This is a genomic window from Rhodopseudomonas rhenobacensis (genome assembly GCF_014203125.1).
Taxonomy (GTDB): Bacteria; Pseudomonadota; Alphaproteobacteria; order Rhizobiales; family Xanthobacteraceae; genus Rhodopseudomonas_A; species Rhodopseudomonas_A rhenobacensis.
This window is the reverse complement of record NZ_JACHIH010000027.1, coordinates 1-16686: the sequence shown is the minus strand read 5'-3', so window position 1 is coordinate 16686 and position 16686 is coordinate 1. Positions and strand designations below refer to the sequence as shown.

Annotated in this window: 19 protein-coding genes; 8 read left to right on the top strand and 11 right to left on the bottom strand. The window is 64.5% G+C overall.

The features are described 5' to 3' along the window. The first annotated feature begins 162 nt into the window (after positions 1-162). Positions 163-471, top strand: coding sequence for a hypothetical protein (locus tag HNR60_RS18135; RefSeq protein ID WP_184260227.1), 309 nt, complete (start codon positions 163-165; stop codon positions 469-471). 110 nt (positions 472-581) lie between these two features. On the opposite strand, the gene HNR60_RS18130 is transcribed toward HNR60_RS18135, so the two are convergent. Next, complete coding sequence (locus HNR60_RS18130; RefSeq protein ID WP_184260225.1) at positions 582-1331, bottom strand: SDR family NAD(P)-dependent oxidoreductase; 750 nt, start codon at positions 1329-1331, stop codon at positions 582-584. A gap of 83 nt (positions 1332-1414) precedes the next feature. Here HNR60_RS18130 and HNR60_RS18125 point away from each other — a divergent pair, with 83 nt between their 5' ends. The 3 genes from HNR60_RS18125 (at position 1415) to HNR60_RS24500 (ending at position 2490) form a co-directional block, all read left to right on the top strand. Further along, positions 1415-1732, top strand: coding sequence for an ArsR/SmtB family transcription factor (locus HNR60_RS18125; RefSeq protein ID WP_184260221.1), 318 nt, complete (start codon positions 1415-1417; stop codon positions 1730-1732). A gap of 144 nt (positions 1733-1876) precedes the next feature. Beyond that, positions 1877-2164 (top strand): GIY-YIG nuclease family protein, encoded by a 288-nt coding sequence (locus HNR60_RS18120; RefSeq protein WP_184260362.1) that lies wholly within the window; start codon positions 1877-1879, stop codon positions 2162-2164. Positions 2165-2388: 224 nt separating this feature from the next. Further along, positions 2389-2490, top strand: a complete 102-nt coding sequence (locus HNR60_RS24500; RefSeq protein WP_430694982.1) for a helix-turn-helix domain-containing protein — start codon at positions 2389-2391, stop codon at positions 2488-2490. Positions 2491-2603: 113 nt separating this feature from the next. On the opposite strand, the gene HNR60_RS24230 is transcribed toward HNR60_RS24500, so the two are convergent. From HNR60_RS24230 to HNR60_RS18100, 3 genes are all read right to left on the bottom strand, one after another. Further along, positions 2604-3224 (bottom strand): hypothetical protein, encoded by a 621-nt coding sequence (locus HNR60_RS24230; protein WP_246433000.1) that lies wholly within the window; start codon positions 3222-3224, stop codon positions 2604-2606. A gap of 257 nt (positions 3225-3481) precedes the next feature. Further along, entirely contained in the window at positions 3482-5125 is a 1644-nt protein-coding gene (groL, locus tag HNR60_RS18105) for a chaperonin GroEL (RefSeq protein ID WP_184260218.1), read from the bottom strand. A gap of 88 nt (positions 5126-5213) precedes the next feature. Further along, on the bottom strand, positions 5214-5531 hold the full coding sequence (locus HNR60_RS18100; protein ID WP_184260215.1) for a co-chaperone GroES: 318 nt from the start codon (positions 5529-5531) through the stop codon (positions 5214-5216). A 313-nt stretch (positions 5532-5844) separates the two neighbouring features. Between HNR60_RS18100 and HNR60_RS18095 the strand changes: the two genes are divergently transcribed. Further along, on the top strand, positions 5845-6129 hold the full coding sequence (locus HNR60_RS18095; RefSeq protein WP_184260211.1) for an usg protein: 285 nt from the start codon (positions 5845-5847) through the stop codon (positions 6127-6129). A gap of 180 nt (positions 6130-6309) precedes the next feature. Here HNR60_RS18095 and HNR60_RS18090 read toward each other — a convergent pair whose 3' ends face one another. Further along, a complete protein-coding gene (locus tag HNR60_RS18090) occupies positions 6310-7560 on the bottom strand; it encodes a NupC/NupG family nucleoside CNT transporter (RefSeq protein WP_184260208.1) in 1251 nt (416 codons plus the stop codon). 349 nt (positions 7561-7909) lie between these two features. Between HNR60_RS18090 and HNR60_RS18085 the strand changes: the two genes are divergently transcribed. Then, positions 7910-9130: an MFS transporter gene (locus tag HNR60_RS18085; protein ID WP_184260205.1), complete on the top strand. Its 1221-nt coding sequence runs from the start codon at positions 7910-7912 to the stop codon at positions 9128-9130. Between the two features lie 30 nt (positions 9131-9160). On the opposite strand, the gene HNR60_RS18080 is transcribed toward HNR60_RS18085, so the two are convergent. The 6 genes from HNR60_RS18080 to HNR60_RS18055 form a co-directional block, all read right to left on the bottom strand. Beyond that, entirely contained in the window at positions 9161-9934 is a 774-nt protein-coding gene (locus tag HNR60_RS18080) for an SDR family oxidoreductase (protein ID WP_184260202.1), read from the bottom strand. A 30-nt stretch (positions 9935-9964) separates the two neighbouring features. Next, positions 9965-10447, bottom strand: coding sequence for a GNAT family N-acetyltransferase (locus tag HNR60_RS18075; RefSeq protein WP_246432999.1), 483 nt, complete (start codon positions 10445-10447; stop codon positions 9965-9967). A gap of 257 nt (positions 10448-10704) precedes the next feature. Further along, positions 10705-11451 carry a proteasome-type protease gene (locus HNR60_RS18070; RefSeq protein WP_184260196.1) on the bottom strand — a complete coding sequence of 249 codons (747 nt, stop codon included), beginning with the start codon at positions 11449-11451 and terminating at the stop codon, positions 10705-10707. Positions 11452-11527: 76 nt separating this feature from the next. After that, positions 11528-12364, bottom strand: coding sequence for a transglutaminase family protein (locus HNR60_RS18065; RefSeq protein ID WP_184260193.1), 837 nt, complete (start codon positions 12362-12364; stop codon positions 11528-11530). A 44-nt stretch (positions 12365-12408) separates the two neighbouring features. Continuing rightward, complete coding sequence (locus tag HNR60_RS18060; protein WP_184260190.1) at positions 12409-13353, bottom strand: alpha-E domain-containing protein; 945 nt, start codon at positions 13351-13353, stop codon at positions 12409-12411. 122 nt (positions 13354-13475) lie between these two features. Then, positions 13476-14894: a circularly permuted type 2 ATP-grasp protein gene (locus HNR60_RS18055; protein ID WP_184260187.1), complete on the bottom strand. Its 1419-nt coding sequence runs from the start codon at positions 14892-14894 to the stop codon at positions 13476-13478. Positions 14895-15113: 219 nt separating this feature from the next. Here HNR60_RS18055 and HNR60_RS18050 point away from each other — a divergent pair, with 219 nt between their 5' ends. Further along, on the top strand, positions 15114-15851 hold the full coding sequence (locus tag HNR60_RS18050; protein WP_184260184.1) for a competence/damage-inducible protein A: 738 nt from the start codon (positions 15114-15116) through the stop codon (positions 15849-15851). A gap of 127 nt (positions 15852-15978) precedes the next feature. Further along, positions 15979-16500, top strand: coding sequence for a xanthine phosphoribosyltransferase (gene gpt / locus HNR60_RS18045; protein ID WP_184260180.1), 522 nt, complete (start codon positions 15979-15981; stop codon positions 16498-16500). Positions 16501-16686: the final 186 nt, after the last annotated feature.

Sequence of the window (16686 nt, the reverse complement as noted above, 5' to 3'; positions counted from 1 at the left end):
CGTACCGCGTATCAGTCAACGCGCAAGATGGCTGCTTGTGGCTGACGCTCGTTTCGATCAGCCGCTGTCCCGATTTGAGACGATCACAATCCCGTCTCGGATACCGCCGCGCCGGAACGAGTTGGTCTGCCGGCTGTTGGTCGATGAATCGGAGGATTCATCATGGCTGCATCGAGAATGCTGTTGGTTGCCGCGGCGTCGCTGGGCCTTGCCGCGCCGGCGTTTGCGCAAGAAGGAACCGAGGCGCAACGCGACGCCTGCATGCCGGACGCGTTCCGGCTGTGCAGTAGCGCTATTCCGGACTCTGCGCGGGTCGAGAGTTGCCTGCGCAGCGCCGGACCGCGGCTGAGTTCCGCGTGCTACGCGGTGTTCAATCCGCCGGGCGCGAGCACCAACAACGTCCGCACCGCGCGGCGCCAAATCGGACGGCCGGCCAACGAGATGGTGCGGCCGGTCGACGACGAGGAATGACAAACTCACATTGCTAACGAGCAGATGAGCCGCGGCCAGCGCGCCTCATCTGCTGTGGACTGACCCGCAAAGCCGGCAGTTCGCCGGCCTCGCGGTGGCTGATCCAGCGTCTAACGCAATCCGCCGGTGACGTGCAGCGTCTCGCCGGTGACGTAGGACGCGCCGTCCGAAGCGAGGAACGCGACCACCGAGGCGATCTCCTCGGCTTCGCCGACGCGGCCCAGCGGCGTGATGGCTTCGATTTGCTGGCGCATCGCGCCCTCGTGGAAGCCGGCGGTTTTGACGCCTTCGGTCACCACCATGCCGGGATTGACCGCGTTGACGCGGATCTTGCGCGGCGCCAGCTCCTTGGCCAGCACGCCGGTGATCAGGTCGACCGACGCCTTGGTGGCGCCGTACACCGCGGTGCCCGGCATCGCCATGGTCGATACGCCGGACGAGATGTTGACGATGCTGCCGCCGTCGTTGAAATGCCGCGCGGCTTCCTGCGTCACCAGCAGCAGGCCGAGCACGTTGACGTTGAACTGCTTGTGAAAGTGCTCGGGCGTAATGGCGTCGAGCGGCAGCATGTCGTAGACGCCGGCATTGTTGACCAGCACGTCGATCTTGCCCAGCGCCTGCACGGTGGCGGCGACCAGCTTCTTGGAATCGCCAGGCTCGGCGAGATTGCCGTGCACCGCGACCGCCTTGCCGCCAGCCGCGGTGATCTTCGCCACCACGGCGTCGGCGCCATCCTTGCCGGTGGCGTAGTTGACCGCCACCACGGCACCTTCCGCCGCCAATTTGAGCGCGATGGCGGCGCCGATGCCCTTCGATGCGCCGGTCACCAGCGCCACCTTGCCTTGCAGTGTCTTGGTCATGTTCGTCGTCCCGTGCTGTTATTTCAATAGTTCGGAAATATGGGACTATTGAACGATGTCAAGGCAGCGCCTATATCTTTTTCATGGTGCAGCTGGTTCATCCCGCAACTGAGGATATTTCGCTGGCGGGCGTGCTCGCGGCGCTGTCCGATCCGATGCGGCTGCGCATCGTCAAGGCGCTGCTCGAGCAGGCCGATTGCGTGAGCATGTCCTGCACCGCGGCGGCGCCGTGCCCCGCGATGGCGAAGTCGACGCTGTCGAACCATTTCCGCGTGCTGCGCGAGGCCGGCCTGGTCCGCACCACCAAGAAGGGCGTCGAGCACCGCAATGTGGTGCGCGAGGCCGACCTCGACGCGCGCTTCCCGGGGCTGCTGAAGTCGATCCTGGCGCACGCGGAGTGAGGAGGGGCGGGCGGCGGCTTTGCGGCCGCGTCCCATACCGGGCGCCAGGTGCGACCTAATCAATGATGAGTTATACTCGTCATTCCGGGGCGCGAGCGGCGCCAGCCGCGAGCGAGCCCGGAATCCATACTCCCTGTGCTCAAGATGGCGTACGACGTCTATCTTCTCGCCAGCAGCAAACATGGGACGCTGTATCTCGGCGTGACCAACGATCTGCTGCGCCGCTGCTTCGAGCACCGCACCAAAGCCGCGCCCGGCTTCACCTCGCGCTACGGTGTCGACAAACTGGTCCGGTTCGAAATCTACGATGACGTCGTCACCGCCATCACCCGCGAGAAGCAGTTGAAGAAATGGCGCCGCGAATGGAAGATCCGGCTGATCGAAGAGCTCAATCCAGAGTGGGCTGACCTCTACCCCAGCATATCACATTGATACAGGGGCTATGGATTCCGGGCTCGCTCGCAGCTATCGCGCTCGCGCCCCGGAATGACGGCGAGATACCCGATGACCAAGATCAAGGATCTGCACAAGGCCTGAAGCAAGGATGCGACCTATCGGGCGGACTACGACGCGCTTGAGGGGGAGTTCACGGTGATGGCCGCGATCGCCAAGGCGCGTCGCCGCGCCGGCCTCAGCCAGGCCGAACTCGCCGCCGCATGAACACCACGCAAAGCACCGTCGCCCGACTGGAAAGCGGCCGCGGCCAGCCCTCGACCCGGACGTTGCTACGCTTCGTCAAGGCGACCGGGCATCGTTGAGATCAGTTTTCGGTCGGTGAAGGGGAAGGGGTAGATTGTAGGATGGGTTGAGCGGAGCGATACCCATCTGGCGTGTTGCGATGTGATGGGTTTCGGGAAGAGCTCAACCCATCCTACGAGCCTGCAATGGGTTTGCCGCTTTCCCAGCGCAATACCCTGCGAATGGCTATCAAGCGGTCTGGTAGAGGCTCGATTAGTACGTCAAAATGCTGAGTATCAAGAAGATTGATATGAATTGTGACAACGAATGGCTCTGCCCATAACTTAGCATTTTTTGTACTGGCCGCCTTTCCCCCGATATCGATTAGAACCTTCCGACGGATTCCGCTCAGAGTGCGGCCTTGAAACTCGAAATCCGGGAGGATGCCTCCAAACATTGAAATGGAAGTGCATTTCTCGGATCGGTCACATTCTATCGTCTCAAATTCGTGAGAATAGTCGATGAATGTAGCCAAGAACTGTGCAAGTGCGTCAACTAATTCGCGAACTGTGATAACCGGAATGCGTGGGTTCGCGCGAGTTGTGGCAATGAACCCATTCATGGCGGACACTCCTTTCCGATGGCCAGCCAGCGCTTGTTCTGCTAGCGCGTCGAGCTTGCCGGAGGCCGCGTCACGTTCGATCCGGGCGTCGAAATGGGCGGCGTCGAACGCGTCGAACCAGGCGCGAAACCGCGCGAGATCGCCGGGGGCGAGTGCTGCGATGGCCTCTTCGATCTCTTCGATGCTGCTCATCGGCGCAGATTAGCAGTTTTGCGGCTGCGCGAAAGCGGGTCGCGGATGTCGCTGGTCCGATCAGACGTACAAGGGCAGGCCTACCGCGTTGAGAGGCTCTGCGGTGTGGCGCCGCCTATCGCGATCCCGGGTCTGCGAAGCAGCACTGCGTGCTGCATCGCGCCCGGGATGACGAAGTAAGTCCCTCAAACAAGAACCCCGGCGTTTCCGCCGGGGTTTTGCATCGTGTAGTTCGCTTCGTCGCGCAGGGGCCTAGATCAGAAATCCATGCCGCCCATGCCGCCGCCGCCGGGGGGCATGCCGCCGGCGCCCTGGTTCTTCTTCGGCAGTTCGGCGATCATCGCTTCGGTGGTGATCAGGAGTGCTGCGACCGAGGCCGCGTTCTGGATCGCCGCACGCACCACCTTGGTGGGGTCGATGATGCCCTTCTTGACCATGTCGCCGTATTCGCCGGTCTGGCTGTCGAAGCCGTACGAATACTGATCCTTCTCGAGGATCTTGCCGACGATCACCGAGCCATCTTCGCCGGCGTTGATGGCGATCTGGCGAGCCGGCCAGGACAGCGCCTTGCGGACGATTTCGACGCCGGTCTTCTGGTCGTCGTTCTGGGTCTTGATGCGCTTCAGCTGCTCGGAAGCACGCAGCAAAGCGACGCCGCCGCCCGGCAGAATGCCTTCCTCGACCGCCGCACGGGTCGCATGCATCGCGTCGTCGACGCGGTCCTTGCGCTCCTTGACTTCGATCTCGGTCGCGCCGCCGACGCGGATCACCGCAACGCCACCGGCGAGCTTGGCGAGACGCTCCTGCAGCTTCTCACGGTCGTAGTCCGACGTGGTCTCTTCGATCTGCGCCTTGATCTGGGCGACGCGGGCTTCGATGTCGGCCTTCTTGCCGGCGCCGTTGACGATGGTGGTGTTTTCCTTGTCGATCATCACCTTCTTGGCCTTGCCGAGCATGGCCAGCGTGACGTTCTCCATCTTGATGCCGAGATCTTCCGAGATCGCCTGGCCGCCGGTCAGGATCGCGATGTCCTGCAGCATGGCCTTGCGACGATCGCCGAAGCCCGGCGCCTTGACGGCGGCAACCTTCAGACCACCGCGCAGACGGTTCACCACCAAGGTCGCCAGGGCTTCGCCCTCGACGTCTTCAGCGACGATCACCAGCGGCTTGCCGGTCTGCACCACGGCTTCGAGCAGCGGCAGCAGCTCGTTGAGGTTGGAGAGCTTCTTCTCGTTGATCAGGATGTAGGCGTCGTCGAATTCAACGCGCATCTTGTCGGCGTTGGTGACGAAGTAGGGCGAGATGTAGCCGCGGTCGAACTGCATGCCCTCGACGACGTCGAGTTCGGTTTCCAGCGACTTGGCTTCCTCGACGGTGATGACACCCTCGTTGCCGACCTTCTTCATCGCGTCCGACAGGAACTTGCCGATTTCGGCGTCGCCGTTGGCGGAGATGGTGCCGACCTGGGCGATCTCCTCGTTCGAGGTGACCTTCTTGGAGTTCTTGACGAGATCGGCGACCACGGCTTCGACCGCGAGGTCGATGCCGCGCTTCAGATCCATCGGGTTCATGCCGGCGGCAACCGACTTGGCGCCTTCACGGACGATCGCCGCGGCCAGCACGGTCGCGGTGGTGGTGCCGTCGCCGGCGAGGTCGGCGGACTTCGAGGCCACTTCGCGCACCATCTGGGCGCCCATGTTCTCGAACTTGTCCTCGAGCTCGATTTCCTTGGCGACGGTGACGCCGTCCTTGGTGATGCGGGGCGCGCCGAACGACTTGTCGAGCACGACGTTGCGGCCCTTCGGGCCGAGCGTCACCTTGACGGCGTTGGCGAGGATATCGACACCGCGGAGCATGCGGTCGCGGGCGTCGACGCCGAATTTGACTTCTTTAGCTGACATAGATGGTTTCCCTTGGGTTTGATCTTTTGGTCCTCATCCCGCGAGCCCGAACAAGCGGGCCTCAGCAGGACGAGACGGGGAGCGGCAATTAAGCGGCCTTCTTCTTGGTCGAGGGCAGGTCGGTGAGGACGCCCATGATGTCGCTTTCCTTCATGATCAGCACTTCCTGGCCGTCGAGCTTGACCTCGGTGCCGGACCACTTGCCGAACAGCACGCGATCGCCAACGGCGAGATCGATCGGGATCAGCTTGCCGGACTCGTCGCGGCCACCCGGGCCGACCGACAGGATTTCGCCCTGCGAGGGCTTTTCCTTGGCACTGTCGGGGATGATAATACCGCCTGCGGTCTTCTCTTCGGCGTCGATGCGCTTGACTACAACGCGGTCGTGAAGCGGACGGAATTTCATGCAAGTCCTCCTAAGTTTCTGACGATGCTCAAATTTTGGAAATTGGCAGTCGGCCGCATCGAGTGCTAGCCGATGCCCTGCAAATAAGCCAATGCGGCTTGGCCGGCAAGAGCTTCTAGCAGAAAAATTGGCACTCAAATGTGACGACTGCCAACTGCGCCGGTACGGCGAATCCGGCCGCGGCTCTCGGCCTGGTACTAGCACTGAGCCTAAGTCGCTGCTAACGCTGAATTTTTCAACACATGGTTAAACTTTTAGGCTTGAGATGGATTGCCGTCTGACGTCAAAATTTCATGCACGCATGGAGGTTGGCATGGGCTCTCAGGTCGAAGTGTCGAAGGACTTTCGCAAGCAGGTGTTGGGTTACGGGCTGACCACGGCGGAGATCTTGTACCGCCGTCCGGATCGGCACTGGCTGCTGCAAAGCTACGTCTGGCAAGACTACGACCTGTTCCCGCATTTCCCGGCGCTGAAGGATTTTCTGAGCTTCTGGGAGAAGCAACTGGAGGGCCCGCTGTTCGCGGTCACCGTGGCGCATTCCAAATTGATCAAGCCGGCCGAACTGCGCGCCATCGACGGCGTATTCCGGCTGCATTGAGCGGCTGCCCCCGAGCGTGTCCCGGACGCGCTGCAGCGTTCTTCACGCTGCTGCGCAGAGCCGGGACCGTTGCAACGGCAGCATTCGTAACGGCCCCGGATCACAGCGCACCACGCCGCAAGCGCGGCGCGTTGCGCTGCGTCCGGAGCACGTTTGCAAACCGATCCGATTGTTGGCAAATTAACTCACCACGCCCACGATCGCGCCGATCAAACAGGTGGTCAGCGTGCCCGACACGATCGACTTCAGCCCGAGCGCGGCGATTTCCTCGCGGCGCTGCGGCGCCATGGTGCCGAGCCCGCCGATCATGATGCCGAGGCTGCCGAAATTGGCGAAGCCGCACATCGCGTAGAGCATGATCAGCCGCGAGCGCTGATCGAGCGCCTCCGGCGGCAGCTTGGCGAATTGCACATAGGCGATCAATTCGTTGAGCACGGTCTTGATGCCCATCAGCGATCCCGCGGTGACCGCCTGATCCCACGGCAATCCGAGCAGCCAGCACACCGGCGCCATCGCATAGCCGAGCAGCCGCTGCAGCGAGATCGCTTCGCCGCCGAGATGCGGCAACAGCCCGAGCCCGGCATTGACCAGATAGACCAGCGCCACCAGCACGATCAGCATCGCGATGATGTTGAGCAACAGTTCGAGCCCGGCGCTGGTGCCTTTGACCACCGCGTCCATGGTGCTCGACGCCACGCCGGAGGGATCCACCGCGAGGCCGTCGGTGCGCTGCTTGGCGGTCTCCGGCACCATGATCAGGCTGATCAGGATCGAAGCCGGCGCGCCGACCACCGAGGCGATGACGAAATGCGCCGCGGCGTCGGGGATCAGCGGCGCCAGCAGCGTCGCGTACAGCACCAGCACGGTGCCGGCGATGCCGGCCATGCCGCCGGTCATCACCAGGAACAGTTCGGCGCGGGTGAGCTGCGCGAGATAAGGCCGGATGAACAGCGGCGCTTCCACCATGCCGAGAAACACGTTGGCGGCGGTCGACAGCCCGACCGCGCCGCCGACGCCGAGCGTGCGCTCCAAGAGCCAGGCCATGCCGCGCACGATCGGCGGCAGGATCTTCCAGTAGAACAACAGCGTGGTCAGCACGCTCATCACCAGCACGATCGGCAGCGCCTGGAACGCCAGGATGAAGTCGGCGCCAGGCGCCTTGGGGTCGAACGGCAGCGCGCCGCCGCCGAGATAGCCGAACACGAAGCTGGTGCCGGCGCGGCTGGCGGTGGAGATCACGCCGACGGCGTCGTTGATGACGCCGAAGCCGTGCGCCACCATCGGCAGCTTCAACAGCGTCACCGCGGTGAGCATGCTCACGGCGAGGCCGATCACGACCTGCCTCAGCGACACCGCGCCGCGGTTTTCGCCGAACGTCCACGCCAGCATGAGCAGTGCAAAGACACCAAACGCCGATTGCAATTGAAGCATGATCACCCCGAACCCGGGGGGCACGAGTAAGCCACCCAAGCCGGGCAGGCAAGCCGGCTTTGGGCGGTGCGGAGTAGGCCTCGGATCTCAAGCCACCGCACCACGGGAGTGCGAGGCTATGCGAGATGACGGGCGTGCCCCGGACGCAGCGCAGCGCGCCGCGCTGGCGGCGTGGTGCGCTGCAGAGCCGGGGCTGTTACGGAGCGCGGCATCTGGAACGGTCCCGGTTCTGCGGAGCAGCGCGAAACGCTGCACCGCGCCCGGGACGCGCGCTTTCAGGGGCCCGATCAGCGTCGACCGCCCGCGGTTGACGCATGGCAAAGCCTCGGTCATCACTGGCTACGAAACGATGTCAGATCCGATTGCCCCTCCCGTCGCGCTGTTCGGCCACCGGCCGTTCCTGTTCTATCTGTGGTCGCGCAGCTTTTCCCGGTTCTCCAGCCAGATCGCCGCGGTGGCGGTCGGCTGGCAGATCTATGAATTGACCGGCAGCGCCTTCCAGCTCGGCATGGTCGGGCTGGTGCAATTCGCGCCGACCGCGATTCTGGTGTTCGCCGCCGGCCACGCCGCCGACCGTTACGATCGCCGGCGCGTCGTTCAGCTCTGTCAGATCGCGCAGGGCCTCGCTGCGGCGTATCTCGCCTGGGGCAGCTATGCCGGCTGGATCACCGTGCCGGAGATCTTTGCCGCGGTCGCGGTGTTCGGCGCCGCCACCGCGTTCGAAAGCCCCGCGGCGGCCGCCTTGCTGCCGGCGGTGGTGCCGGCCGGGATGCTGCAACGGGCGACCGCGGCCGCCACCGGCGTGTTCCAGATCGCCACCATCACCGGGCCGGCGCTGGGCGGCTTCGCCTCTGCGGCGGCGCCGGCCGCACCCTATGCGGTGATGGCGGTGTTCTGGATCGCCTCGGGGCTGTTCAGCGGCGCGATCCGGCTGCAGAGCGAGGTGATGGTGCGGGAGCCGCCGAGCTTCGCCGCGTTGTTCGCCGGCGTCAGCTTCGTGCGGCGCAATCCGGCGATTCTCGGCACCATCTCGCTCGATCTGTTCGCCGTGCTGCTCGGCGGCGCCACCGCGCTGCTGCCGATCTATGCCCGCGACATTCTTGAGACCGGACCCTGGGGGCTCGGCGTGTTGCGCGCGGCGCCTGCGATCGGCGCGCTGGCGATGACTTTCGTGCTGTCGCGGTTTCCGATCACCCGCCGGGTCGGGATGCGGATGTTCCAGGCGGTGATCGTGTTCGGTGTCGCCACCATGGTGTTCGCGGTCTCCAGCTCGATCGCGCTGTCGTTGGTGGCGCTCACCGTGATGGGCGCCGCCGACACCGTCAGCGTGGTGATCCGGCTGTCGCTGGTGCAGCTCGCTACGCCCGACGCGATGCGTGGCCGGGTCGGCGCGGTGAACTACCTGTTCATCAACGCCTCCAACCAGCTCGGCCAGTTCGAGAGCGGCGTCACCGCGGCGTTGTTCGGTGCGATGCCGGCGGCGCTGCTCGGCGGCCTCGGCACCGTGCTGATCGCGCTGCTGTGGATGCGGCTGTTTCCGGCGCTGCGTAAGGTCGAGCGGCTGGAGTGATTTTCGCGCGCTCGCGGGCAGGCGAAGCGTTCAGCCGCGGCCGACGAACGGCATCTTGGTCGCCATCACCGTCATGAACAGCACATTGGCGTCGAGCGGGCGGGTCGCCATGTAGACCACCGCCTCGGCGACGTTGTCGACGCCCATCCGCGGCTCCGCCATCAGGCTGCCGTTCGGCTGCAGGATGCCGCCGGTCATCCGCTCGGTCATTTCGGTCGCGGCATTGCCGATGTCGATCTGGCCGCAGGCGATGTCGTAGGCGCGGCCGTCGAGCGCGGTCGCCTTGGTCAGCCCGCTGATGGCGTGCTTGGTCGCGGTGTAGGCCGCGGAAAACGGCCGCGGCGCGTGCGCCGAGATCGAGCCGTTGTTGATGATGCGGCCGCCGCGCGGACTCTGCTCCTTCATGATGCGGAAGGCGTGCTGGGTGCACAGGAACGGCGCGGTGAGGTTGGTGTCGACCACCGCCTGCCATTGCGCCAGCGAGACGTCCTCCAGCGGCAGCGGCGGGGCGCCGATGCCGGCATTGTTGAACAACAGATCGAGCCGGCCGAACGCTTCCATCGTGGTGCCGAACAATTCCGCGATCGAGTCCGGGTCGGTCATGTCGGCCGGCACCACCAGACTCTTGCCGAAGGCTTCGCCGGCGGTCGCGGTCTCGTTGAGCTTGTCGGCGCGGCGTCCGGCCAGCACCACGCAGAACCCGGCCTTCAGCAGCGCCAGCGCGGTGGCGCGTCCGACGCCGGAGCCGGCACCAGTGACCAACGCGATCCGATTGCTGCCCTGCGCGCTGCTGCCGTGTGTCATGTCGTTGCCATCCCTGAATTCATTCTTGCTTCAAACGCTGCTCAAATCGCGGACCATATAGCAGGCGGCTGCGTCGTAGCTCATCAGCTTCTGCGCCAGCGCGTCATCGACGTGGATGTGAAATCCTTGTTGCTGCCAAAACTGGACCGAATTGTTGACCGCGACAAGCGAGATGTTGCGCATATCCTGGGTGCGCGCGAGCGGGATCAACATGCGCACCGCGGCCGCGGCGGCGCCGCTGCCGCGGGCTTCCGGCAACAGCGCGAGGTCGTGGATGTAGTAGGTCGAGGCCGGCGCGGGCAGGGCGCGAAGTTGCACGTTCAGTGCTGGCGGTTCGGCGAAATGCCAGGGATGGCTGATCAGATAGCCGACCGGATCAACGTCGCCCTGCAGGATGAAGCAACCGCCAGCATGGAGCGCCAGCCGCTCGGCGAACACCGCGGCGTCTTCCGGATAGTCGGGATGCACGCGCACGGCGATCGTGTTCACCGCAGCCAGATCGCGCGGCGTCATCGCCCGCCAATTCATCGCCGTGCCGGGCTGCTGACTGCGGCATGCGGTGCGCGAAGCGCAATCCGGATGACCTCACAACTTGTCATTCCGGGATGCGTCCGCCCGGCGACAGCCGGCGCGGAGGCAGGCCCGGAATCCATACTCCCTGCAGGGGTTATGGATTCCGGGCTCGCTCGCAGCTCACGCTGCTCGCGCACCGGAATGACAGCCTCGATGAGTCCGGCGTGATTCCCTCGCATGTTTCGCCCGCGAAAAACTCAGCTCTCGTTCTTGTAGGGCGGGCGCGGGATGTTCTTGTGCGCGGCGCGCAGCGCCGCCGACCAGCGCGAGCGCAGATCGTGGAAATACGGCTCGCCGGCCTCGATGCGGTGGTTGAGATCGGCGTCGCAGACGTCGGTGCGCACCACCAGCACGTCGATCGGCAGCCCGACGCCGAGATTGGAGCGCATCGTGGAATCCATCGAGATCAGGCTGGTCTTCAGCGCCTCGTACAATTCGACGTCGTAATGCATCGCGCGGTCGAGCACCGGCTTGCCGTATTTGTGCTCGCCGATCTGCAGATACGGGGTGTCGGTGGTGCATTCGATGAAGTTGCCGGCCGGATAGACCATGAACAGCCGCATCCGCGAGCCTTTGATCTGGCCGCCGAACAGGAACGAGACGTCGAAATTGATGTCCTCGGATTTCAGCGCCACGCCCTCGGTGGCGTTGACGTGGCGGATGGCGCGGCCGATCCGCTGCGCCGCCTGAAACATCGTCGGCGCGTTCATCAGGGTTTCGCGTTCGCCGGTGGCCGGGTCTTCGAGTCCCTCGACCAGCGTGCTGAGCACGGATTGGCTGATCGCCAGATTGCCGGCGCTGGCCACCGCCATGATGCGGTCGCCCGGCTTGTTGAAGACGTGCAATTTACGGAACGTCGAGATGTTGTCGAGCCCGGCATTGGTTCTTGTGTCGGCGATCATCACCAGGCCGTCGCGCACCAGAACTCCGCAGCAATAGGTCATCTTTGTCCTCAAATCCTCAGGACTGCGTCTTACGCAATAGGCCGCCGTCCGGCAACCGGACCGCGGCCGACCGGGCTCAGGATTGCGATTGCCATTGGCCGTGGCGGCCGGCCTGGTCGACGGTGACCTCGACGGTCAGCGTCTCGGTGCCGCCGCCGTAGCGGGTGCCGCGCACCGGCGCCGCACCAAGATAATCCAGCCCGATGGCGACGCGGGCGTGGGCGTCGGTGGTGCAGATCGCGTTGGCCGGATCGAATCCGATCCAGCCGAGATCGGGCACGTGGGCCTCGGCCCAGGCGTGGCCGGCCTGCTGGTCGACCATGCCGTCGGAGCGCAGGAAATGCCCGGCGACGAACCGCGCCGGCACGCCGCGATGCCGCGCGCAGGCGATGAAAATATGCGCGTAGTCCTGGCACACCCCGCGTTTCAGCGCGAAGGCGTCGGCCGCCGAAGTGCCGCTGTTGGTGGGATCGGCATCGAAGGTCATGTGCTCGTTGATCTTCATCATCAGCGCGTGCAGGAAGCCGAGCACGTCGTCGCCGGTCTCGGCGTGCAGCTCGCGGACGAAGCCGGTCATCGCCGGATCGGCTTCGGTCAAAGGCGAGGAGCGCAGGAACAGGCTCGGCGGAAACCGCTCGTCGGTGCCGCGCAGGATGCCGCCGGTGTCCTGGGTTTCGATCAGGCCCTCGACCCGGATGGTGAGATCGGCGATAGGGCCGTAGGTCAGCACATGGGTGACGTTGCCGAACGCGTCGTGGTGCATGTCGAGCCGGGAATCGGTGGAGACGTCGATCTGCCAATTGGCGACGTATTGGCCGTCGTGGCTGCCGGGCGTCATCCGCAGAATCTGGATCACGCCCGAGGCCGGCGGCTCATAACGATAGATCGTCGAATGGGCAATTCGCAGGCGCATGGCTTTGGGCCGTCCGGTTCTCGCAGGCAGACAACGTCTGTAGCCTAAATCAGATACTGCTTGGAGATGATTTCGCCGAGCCGGGCGTTATCCGCAATAAATTCCTGAATGAATTCGTGCAACCCACGCTGGAAGATATCGTCCATTTGGCTGTGTTCCAGCCGGTTCCGCACGCCGCGGGCGTGGCGCTGCGCGGCGCCCTGGCGGCCATAGGCGACGCCGATCTGGTCGAGATTGCGCACCAGATTGCCGTAGCACGACGACATCGAGCGCGGCAGCGAGTCGTTGAGGATCAACAGGTCGGCGATCAGCCAGGGCTTCAAGGTCTCGCGATAGACCCAGTGATAGGCGGTCAGCGCCGACACCGAGCGCAGGATCGAGGTCCACTGATAGTAGTCCAGCGGGCCGCCGACGTGTTCTTCTTCCGGCAGCAGCACGTGATATTTGACGTCGAGGATCCGCGCGGTGTTGTCGGCACGCTCGAGGTGCAGGCCGAGCCGGGAGAACCAATAGGCGTCGTTGCGCAGCATGGTGCGGTAGGCCGAACCGTCGAAGCGCAGCGAGGTTTCCAGGACGAAGCGCAGGAATTTGGCGAGCTCCTCGCGGCTCTTGGTGCCCTTGCCCCAGACCTCCTGCAGGTCGATCCAGGCCGAGTTGATGGTGTCCCACATCTCGCTGGTCAGCGCGGTGCGCACCGAGCGCGAGTTCAGCCGCGCGTTCTCGATGCAGTTGCGGATCGAGGAGGGATTCGCGGTCGAGAACGCCAGATACTCGACCACGTTCTTTTCATTGGCTTCGTCGTAGTGGCTGTAGAACGACGCCGAGACGCCGGCGGTCAAGAGCGCGGAATCCCACTCGTTGGTCTGGCCGATATAGGTGTTTGGCAGCGCGGTGACGCGCAGCGTCGCCTCGATGGTGCGCGCGAGATATTCCGCGCGTTCGACGTAGCGGGCCAGCCAGTACAGATTTTCAGCGGTGCGCGACAGCATGGGGCTTTTTCTTCGTTGCTACGAGCGGGGGAGGAAAGGGCGAATTGCGAATGGCGAGTAGCGAATAGGGAAGGCGTCGGCAGTCGTCTCGTTGCTATTCGCCATTCGCTATTCGCCTCAAATCACTCATCCAAAATCCAGGTGTCCTTGGTGCCGCCGCCCTGGCTGGAATTGACCACCAGCGAGCCTTCCTGGAGCGCCACCCGGGTGAGGCCGCCCGGCACCACGGTGACCTGGCGGCTGCCGGTCAGCACGAACGGCCGCAGGTCGACGTGGCGCGGCGCCAGCCCCTTGGCGGTGCAGGTCGGGCAGGTCGACAGCGCCAGCGTCGGCTGGGCGATGAAGCCCTCCGGCTCGCGCTTCAATTTATCGCGGAACGCCGCGATGGTGGCCTTGGTGGCGGCCGGGCCGATCAGCATGCCGTAGCCGCCGGAGCCGTGCACTTCCTTGACCACCAGCTCGCCGAGATGGTCGAGCACATAGGCGAGGTCGGCCGGTTCGCGGCAGCGCCAGGTCGGCACGTTCTTCAGGATCGGCTCTTCGCCGAGGTAGAATTTCACGATTTCCGGCATGTAGCTGTACACCGCCTTGTCGTCGGCGATGCCGGTGCCGACCGCGTTGGCCAGCGTGACGTTGCCGGCCATATAGGCCGACATCAGCCCGGGGACGCCGAGCGCGGAATCCGGCCGGAACGTCAGCGGATCGAGGAAGTCGTCGTCGACCCGGCGGTAGATCACGTCGACCCGCTTCAGCCCCTCGGTGGTGCGCATGAACACCTCGTCGTTCTTCACGATGAGGTCGCGACCCTCGACCAGCTCGACGCCGAGCTTGTCGGCCAGGAACGAGTGTTCGTAATAGGCCGAATTGTAGACGCCAGGCGTCATCAGCGCGACGGTCGGCTCCGACGAGGTGTGCAACGGCGCCACCGAGCGCAGCGCCGACAACAGCTCGTCGGGATATTTCTCCACCGGCGCCACGCGGTGGCGGGCGAACAGGTCCGGAAACAGCCGCATCATGATTTCGCGGTTTTCCAGCATGTAGGACACCCCCGACGGGGTGCGGGCGTTGTCCTCGAGCACGAAGAAGTTCTCGGAATCCACCCGGACGATGTCGATCCCGGCGATGTGGACATAGACGTCGTGCGGGACGTCCTGGCAGTTCATTTCCGGCCGGAACACCGGGTTCTGGAAGATCAGGTCATCCGGAATAAGGTTGGCGCGCAGGATGTCGCGGCCGTGATAGATGTCGCGCAGGAACATGTTGAGGGCGCGGACCCGCTGTTTCAGGCCGTTTTCCAGCAGCGTCCATTCCTTGGCCGAGATGATTCTGGGAATCACGTCGAACGGGATCAGCCGCTCCTGGGCCTCGGAGTCGCCGTAGACCGCGAAGGTGATGCCGATTCGCCGAAACAAGAGCTCGGCTTCCTGGCGCCGGTATTCCAGGGCGTCGGGGGGAGTCTCGCTCAACCAGCGGGAAAGTTCTTGATAGGCCGGGCGAAGGTCGCCGCCGGGTCCATTCATTTCATCGAACGCAACTGCCATAAATTCTGACTGTTCCTGATGGTCCTGCGCGACACTGCAACACGGAACTCAATGGTAGCAAGGCCCGGGCCACCGCGATATGCATTCGAACAGAGCATTTACCTGAACCGCTGAAAAGATTGCCGGAAAAAATAGCCAGTGCCTGCTCAAATTGGCGGCAGGGTCTCGTGAAACCGAGCCAGGGCATGCTAAGCGGATGGCTCACGCTGGGGAAAGCCAATGAGCGAGATCATTACGGCGGGGATTCTGGTGATCGGCGACGAGATCCTGTCGGGCCGCACCAAGGACGCGAATATCGGCTTCATCGCCGAATACCTGACCAATATCGGCATTGACCTGCGCGAGGTCCGCGTCGTCGCCGACGACGAGGCGGCGATCGTCGAGGCGCTCGACGCGCTGCGGCATCGCTACACTTACGTGTTTTCCACCGGCGGCATCGGTCCGACCCATGACGACATCACCGCCGACGCGGTCGCCAAGGCGTTCGGGGTCGGCATCGACCATCACCCGGAGGTGGTGGCGCGGTTTCGCGAGCGCTTCTCCGAGGCCGAGCTCAACGAGGCGCGGTTGCGGATGGCGCGGATTCCGGACGGCGCCGAACTGATCCAGAGCGCCACCATTCTGGCGCCCGGCTTCAAGATCGGCAACGTCATCGTGCTGGCCGGGGTGCCCTCGATCATGCAGGCGATGATGGACATCGTGGCGCCGAAGCTGAAATCCGGGGTGCGGATGCTGTCGGAATCGATTCGCGCCAACGCCCGCGAGGGCGACATCGGCGGCCCGCTGCGGGCGCTGGCCAAGGCGCATCCCGACGCCATCATCGGCAGCTATCCGTTCCTCGACGAGGACAAGAAGCCCAACACCTATCTGGTGGTGCGCTCGCGCGATCCGGACAAGCTGCGCGACGCGGTCGAGGGCGTCAAACAGATGCTCGGCGCATTGCAGGCGCCGCAGTGAGCCGACTGCAACAATTGCCGCATGCGGTCATTGCGAGCGAAGCGAAGCAATCCAGGGCCTCATGCCGTGACTGCTGGATTGCTTCGTCGCTTCGCTCCGCGCAATGACGCCCGTTGGAGCGAATGAAATGGTGCCAAGCGATCTCAGCGCGCAGGAACGCGCGGGCAGGGCATTTCCGGTGTCGTGGGACCAGTTCCACCGCGACTGCCGCGCCTTGACCTGGCGGCTCAACGAGGTCGGGCCGTTCGCCGCGGTGATCGCCATCACCCGCGGCGGGCTGGTGCCAGCGGCGATCGTGGCGCGCGAACTCGGCGTCCGCGTCATCGACACCGTCTGCATCGCCTCCTACGACCACGACCGCCAGGGCGAATTGCAGGTGCTGAAGGGCGTCTCCGAGGCCACCAAGGCGCTCGGCGGCGGCACCGGCCGGGGGCTGTTGATCGTCGACGACCTGGTCGACACCGGCGCCACCGCGCGCCTGGTGCGCGAGATGCTGCCCGACGCCCATTTCGCCACCGTCTACGCCAAGCCGAAGGGCCGGCCCTTGGTCGACACCTTCATCACCGAAGTGTCGCAGGACACCTGGATCTTCTTTCCCTGGGACTTGGCGCTGACCTTCCAGCCGCCGATGAAGGACGGGGCGGCGTAGGGACGGCTTGAGGATTGTGCGTATTTGTCTTTGAACGTGCCGCGCCCGGTCTTCACCTCTCCCCGCTTGCGGGGAGAGGTCGGCCCGGCGTAGCGCAGCGAAGCCGGGTCGGGTGAGCGACTATCTGGCGTGTCAAGTTGCATTAGCGTATTCGGCTCGCGCATCGCGCGCTTTGGCGTTGAGGCG

What these genes read in the sequence shown, in the direction of transcription:
- HNR60_RS18135 (WP_184260227.1), top strand. Translation starts at nt 163, where the DNA reads ATGGCTGCATCGAGAATGCTGTTGGTTGCCGCGGCGTCGCTGGGCCTT.
- HNR60_RS18130 (WP_184260225.1), bottom strand. Translation starts at nt 1,331, where the DNA reads ATGACCAAGACACTGCAAGGCAAGGTGGCGCTGGTGACCGGCGCATCG.
- HNR60_RS18125 (WP_184260221.1), top strand. Translation starts at nt 1,415, where the DNA reads ATGGTGCAGCTGGTTCATCCCGCAACTGAGGATATTTCGCTGGCGGGC.
- HNR60_RS18120 (WP_184260362.1), top strand. Translation starts at nt 1,877, where the DNA reads ATGGCGTACGACGTCTATCTTCTCGCCAGCAGCAAACATGGGACGCTG.
- HNR60_RS24500 (WP_430694982.1), top strand. Translation starts at nt 2,389, where the DNA reads ATGAACACCACGCAAAGCACCGTCGCCCGACTGGAAAGCGGCCGCGGC.
- HNR60_RS24230 (WP_246433000.1), bottom strand. Translation starts at nt 3,224, where the DNA reads ATGAGCAGCATCGAAGAGATCGAAGAGGCCATCGCAGCACTCGCCCCC.
- groL (WP_184260218.1), bottom strand. Translation starts at nt 5,125, where the DNA reads ATGTCAGCTAAAGAAGTCAAATTCGGCGTCGACGCCCGCGACCGCATG.
- HNR60_RS18100 (WP_184260215.1), bottom strand. Translation starts at nt 5,531, where the DNA reads ATGAAATTCCGTCCGCTTCACGACCGCGTTGTAGTCAAGCGCATCGAC.
- HNR60_RS18095 (WP_184260211.1), top strand. Translation starts at nt 5,845, where the DNA reads ATGGGCTCTCAGGTCGAAGTGTCGAAGGACTTTCGCAAGCAGGTGTTG.
- HNR60_RS18090 (WP_184260208.1), bottom strand. Translation starts at nt 7,560, where the DNA reads ATGCTTCAATTGCAATCGGCGTTTGGTGTCTTTGCACTGCTCATGCTG.
- HNR60_RS18085 (WP_184260205.1), top strand. Translation starts at nt 7,910, where the DNA reads ATGTCAGATCCGATTGCCCCTCCCGTCGCGCTGTTCGGCCACCGGCCG.
- HNR60_RS18080 (WP_184260202.1), bottom strand. Translation starts at nt 9,934, where the DNA reads ATGACACACGGCAGCAGCGCGCAGGGCAGCAATCGGATCGCGTTGGTC.
- HNR60_RS18075 (WP_246432999.1), bottom strand. Translation starts at nt 10,447, where the DNA reads ATGACGCCGCGCGATCTGGCTGCGGTGAACACGATCGCCGTGCGCGTG.
- HNR60_RS18070 (WP_184260196.1), bottom strand. Translation starts at nt 11,451, where the DNA reads ATGACCTATTGCTGCGGAGTTCTGGTGCGCGACGGCCTGGTGATGATC.
- HNR60_RS18065 (WP_184260193.1), bottom strand. Translation starts at nt 12,364, where the DNA reads ATGCGCCTGCGAATTGCCCATTCGACGATCTATCGTTATGAGCCGCCG.
- HNR60_RS18060 (WP_184260190.1), bottom strand. Translation starts at nt 13,353, where the DNA reads ATGCTGTCGCGCACCGCTGAAAATCTGTACTGGCTGGCCCGCTACGTC.
- HNR60_RS18055 (WP_184260187.1), bottom strand. Translation starts at nt 14,894, where the DNA reads ATGGCAGTTGCGTTCGATGAAATGAATGGACCCGGCGGCGACCTTCGC.
- HNR60_RS18050 (WP_184260184.1), top strand. Translation starts at nt 15,114, where the DNA reads ATGAGCGAGATCATTACGGCGGGGATTCTGGTGATCGGCGACGAGATC.
- gpt (WP_184260180.1), top strand. Translation starts at nt 15,979, where the DNA reads ATGGTGCCAAGCGATCTCAGCGCGCAGGAACGCGCGGGCAGGGCATTT.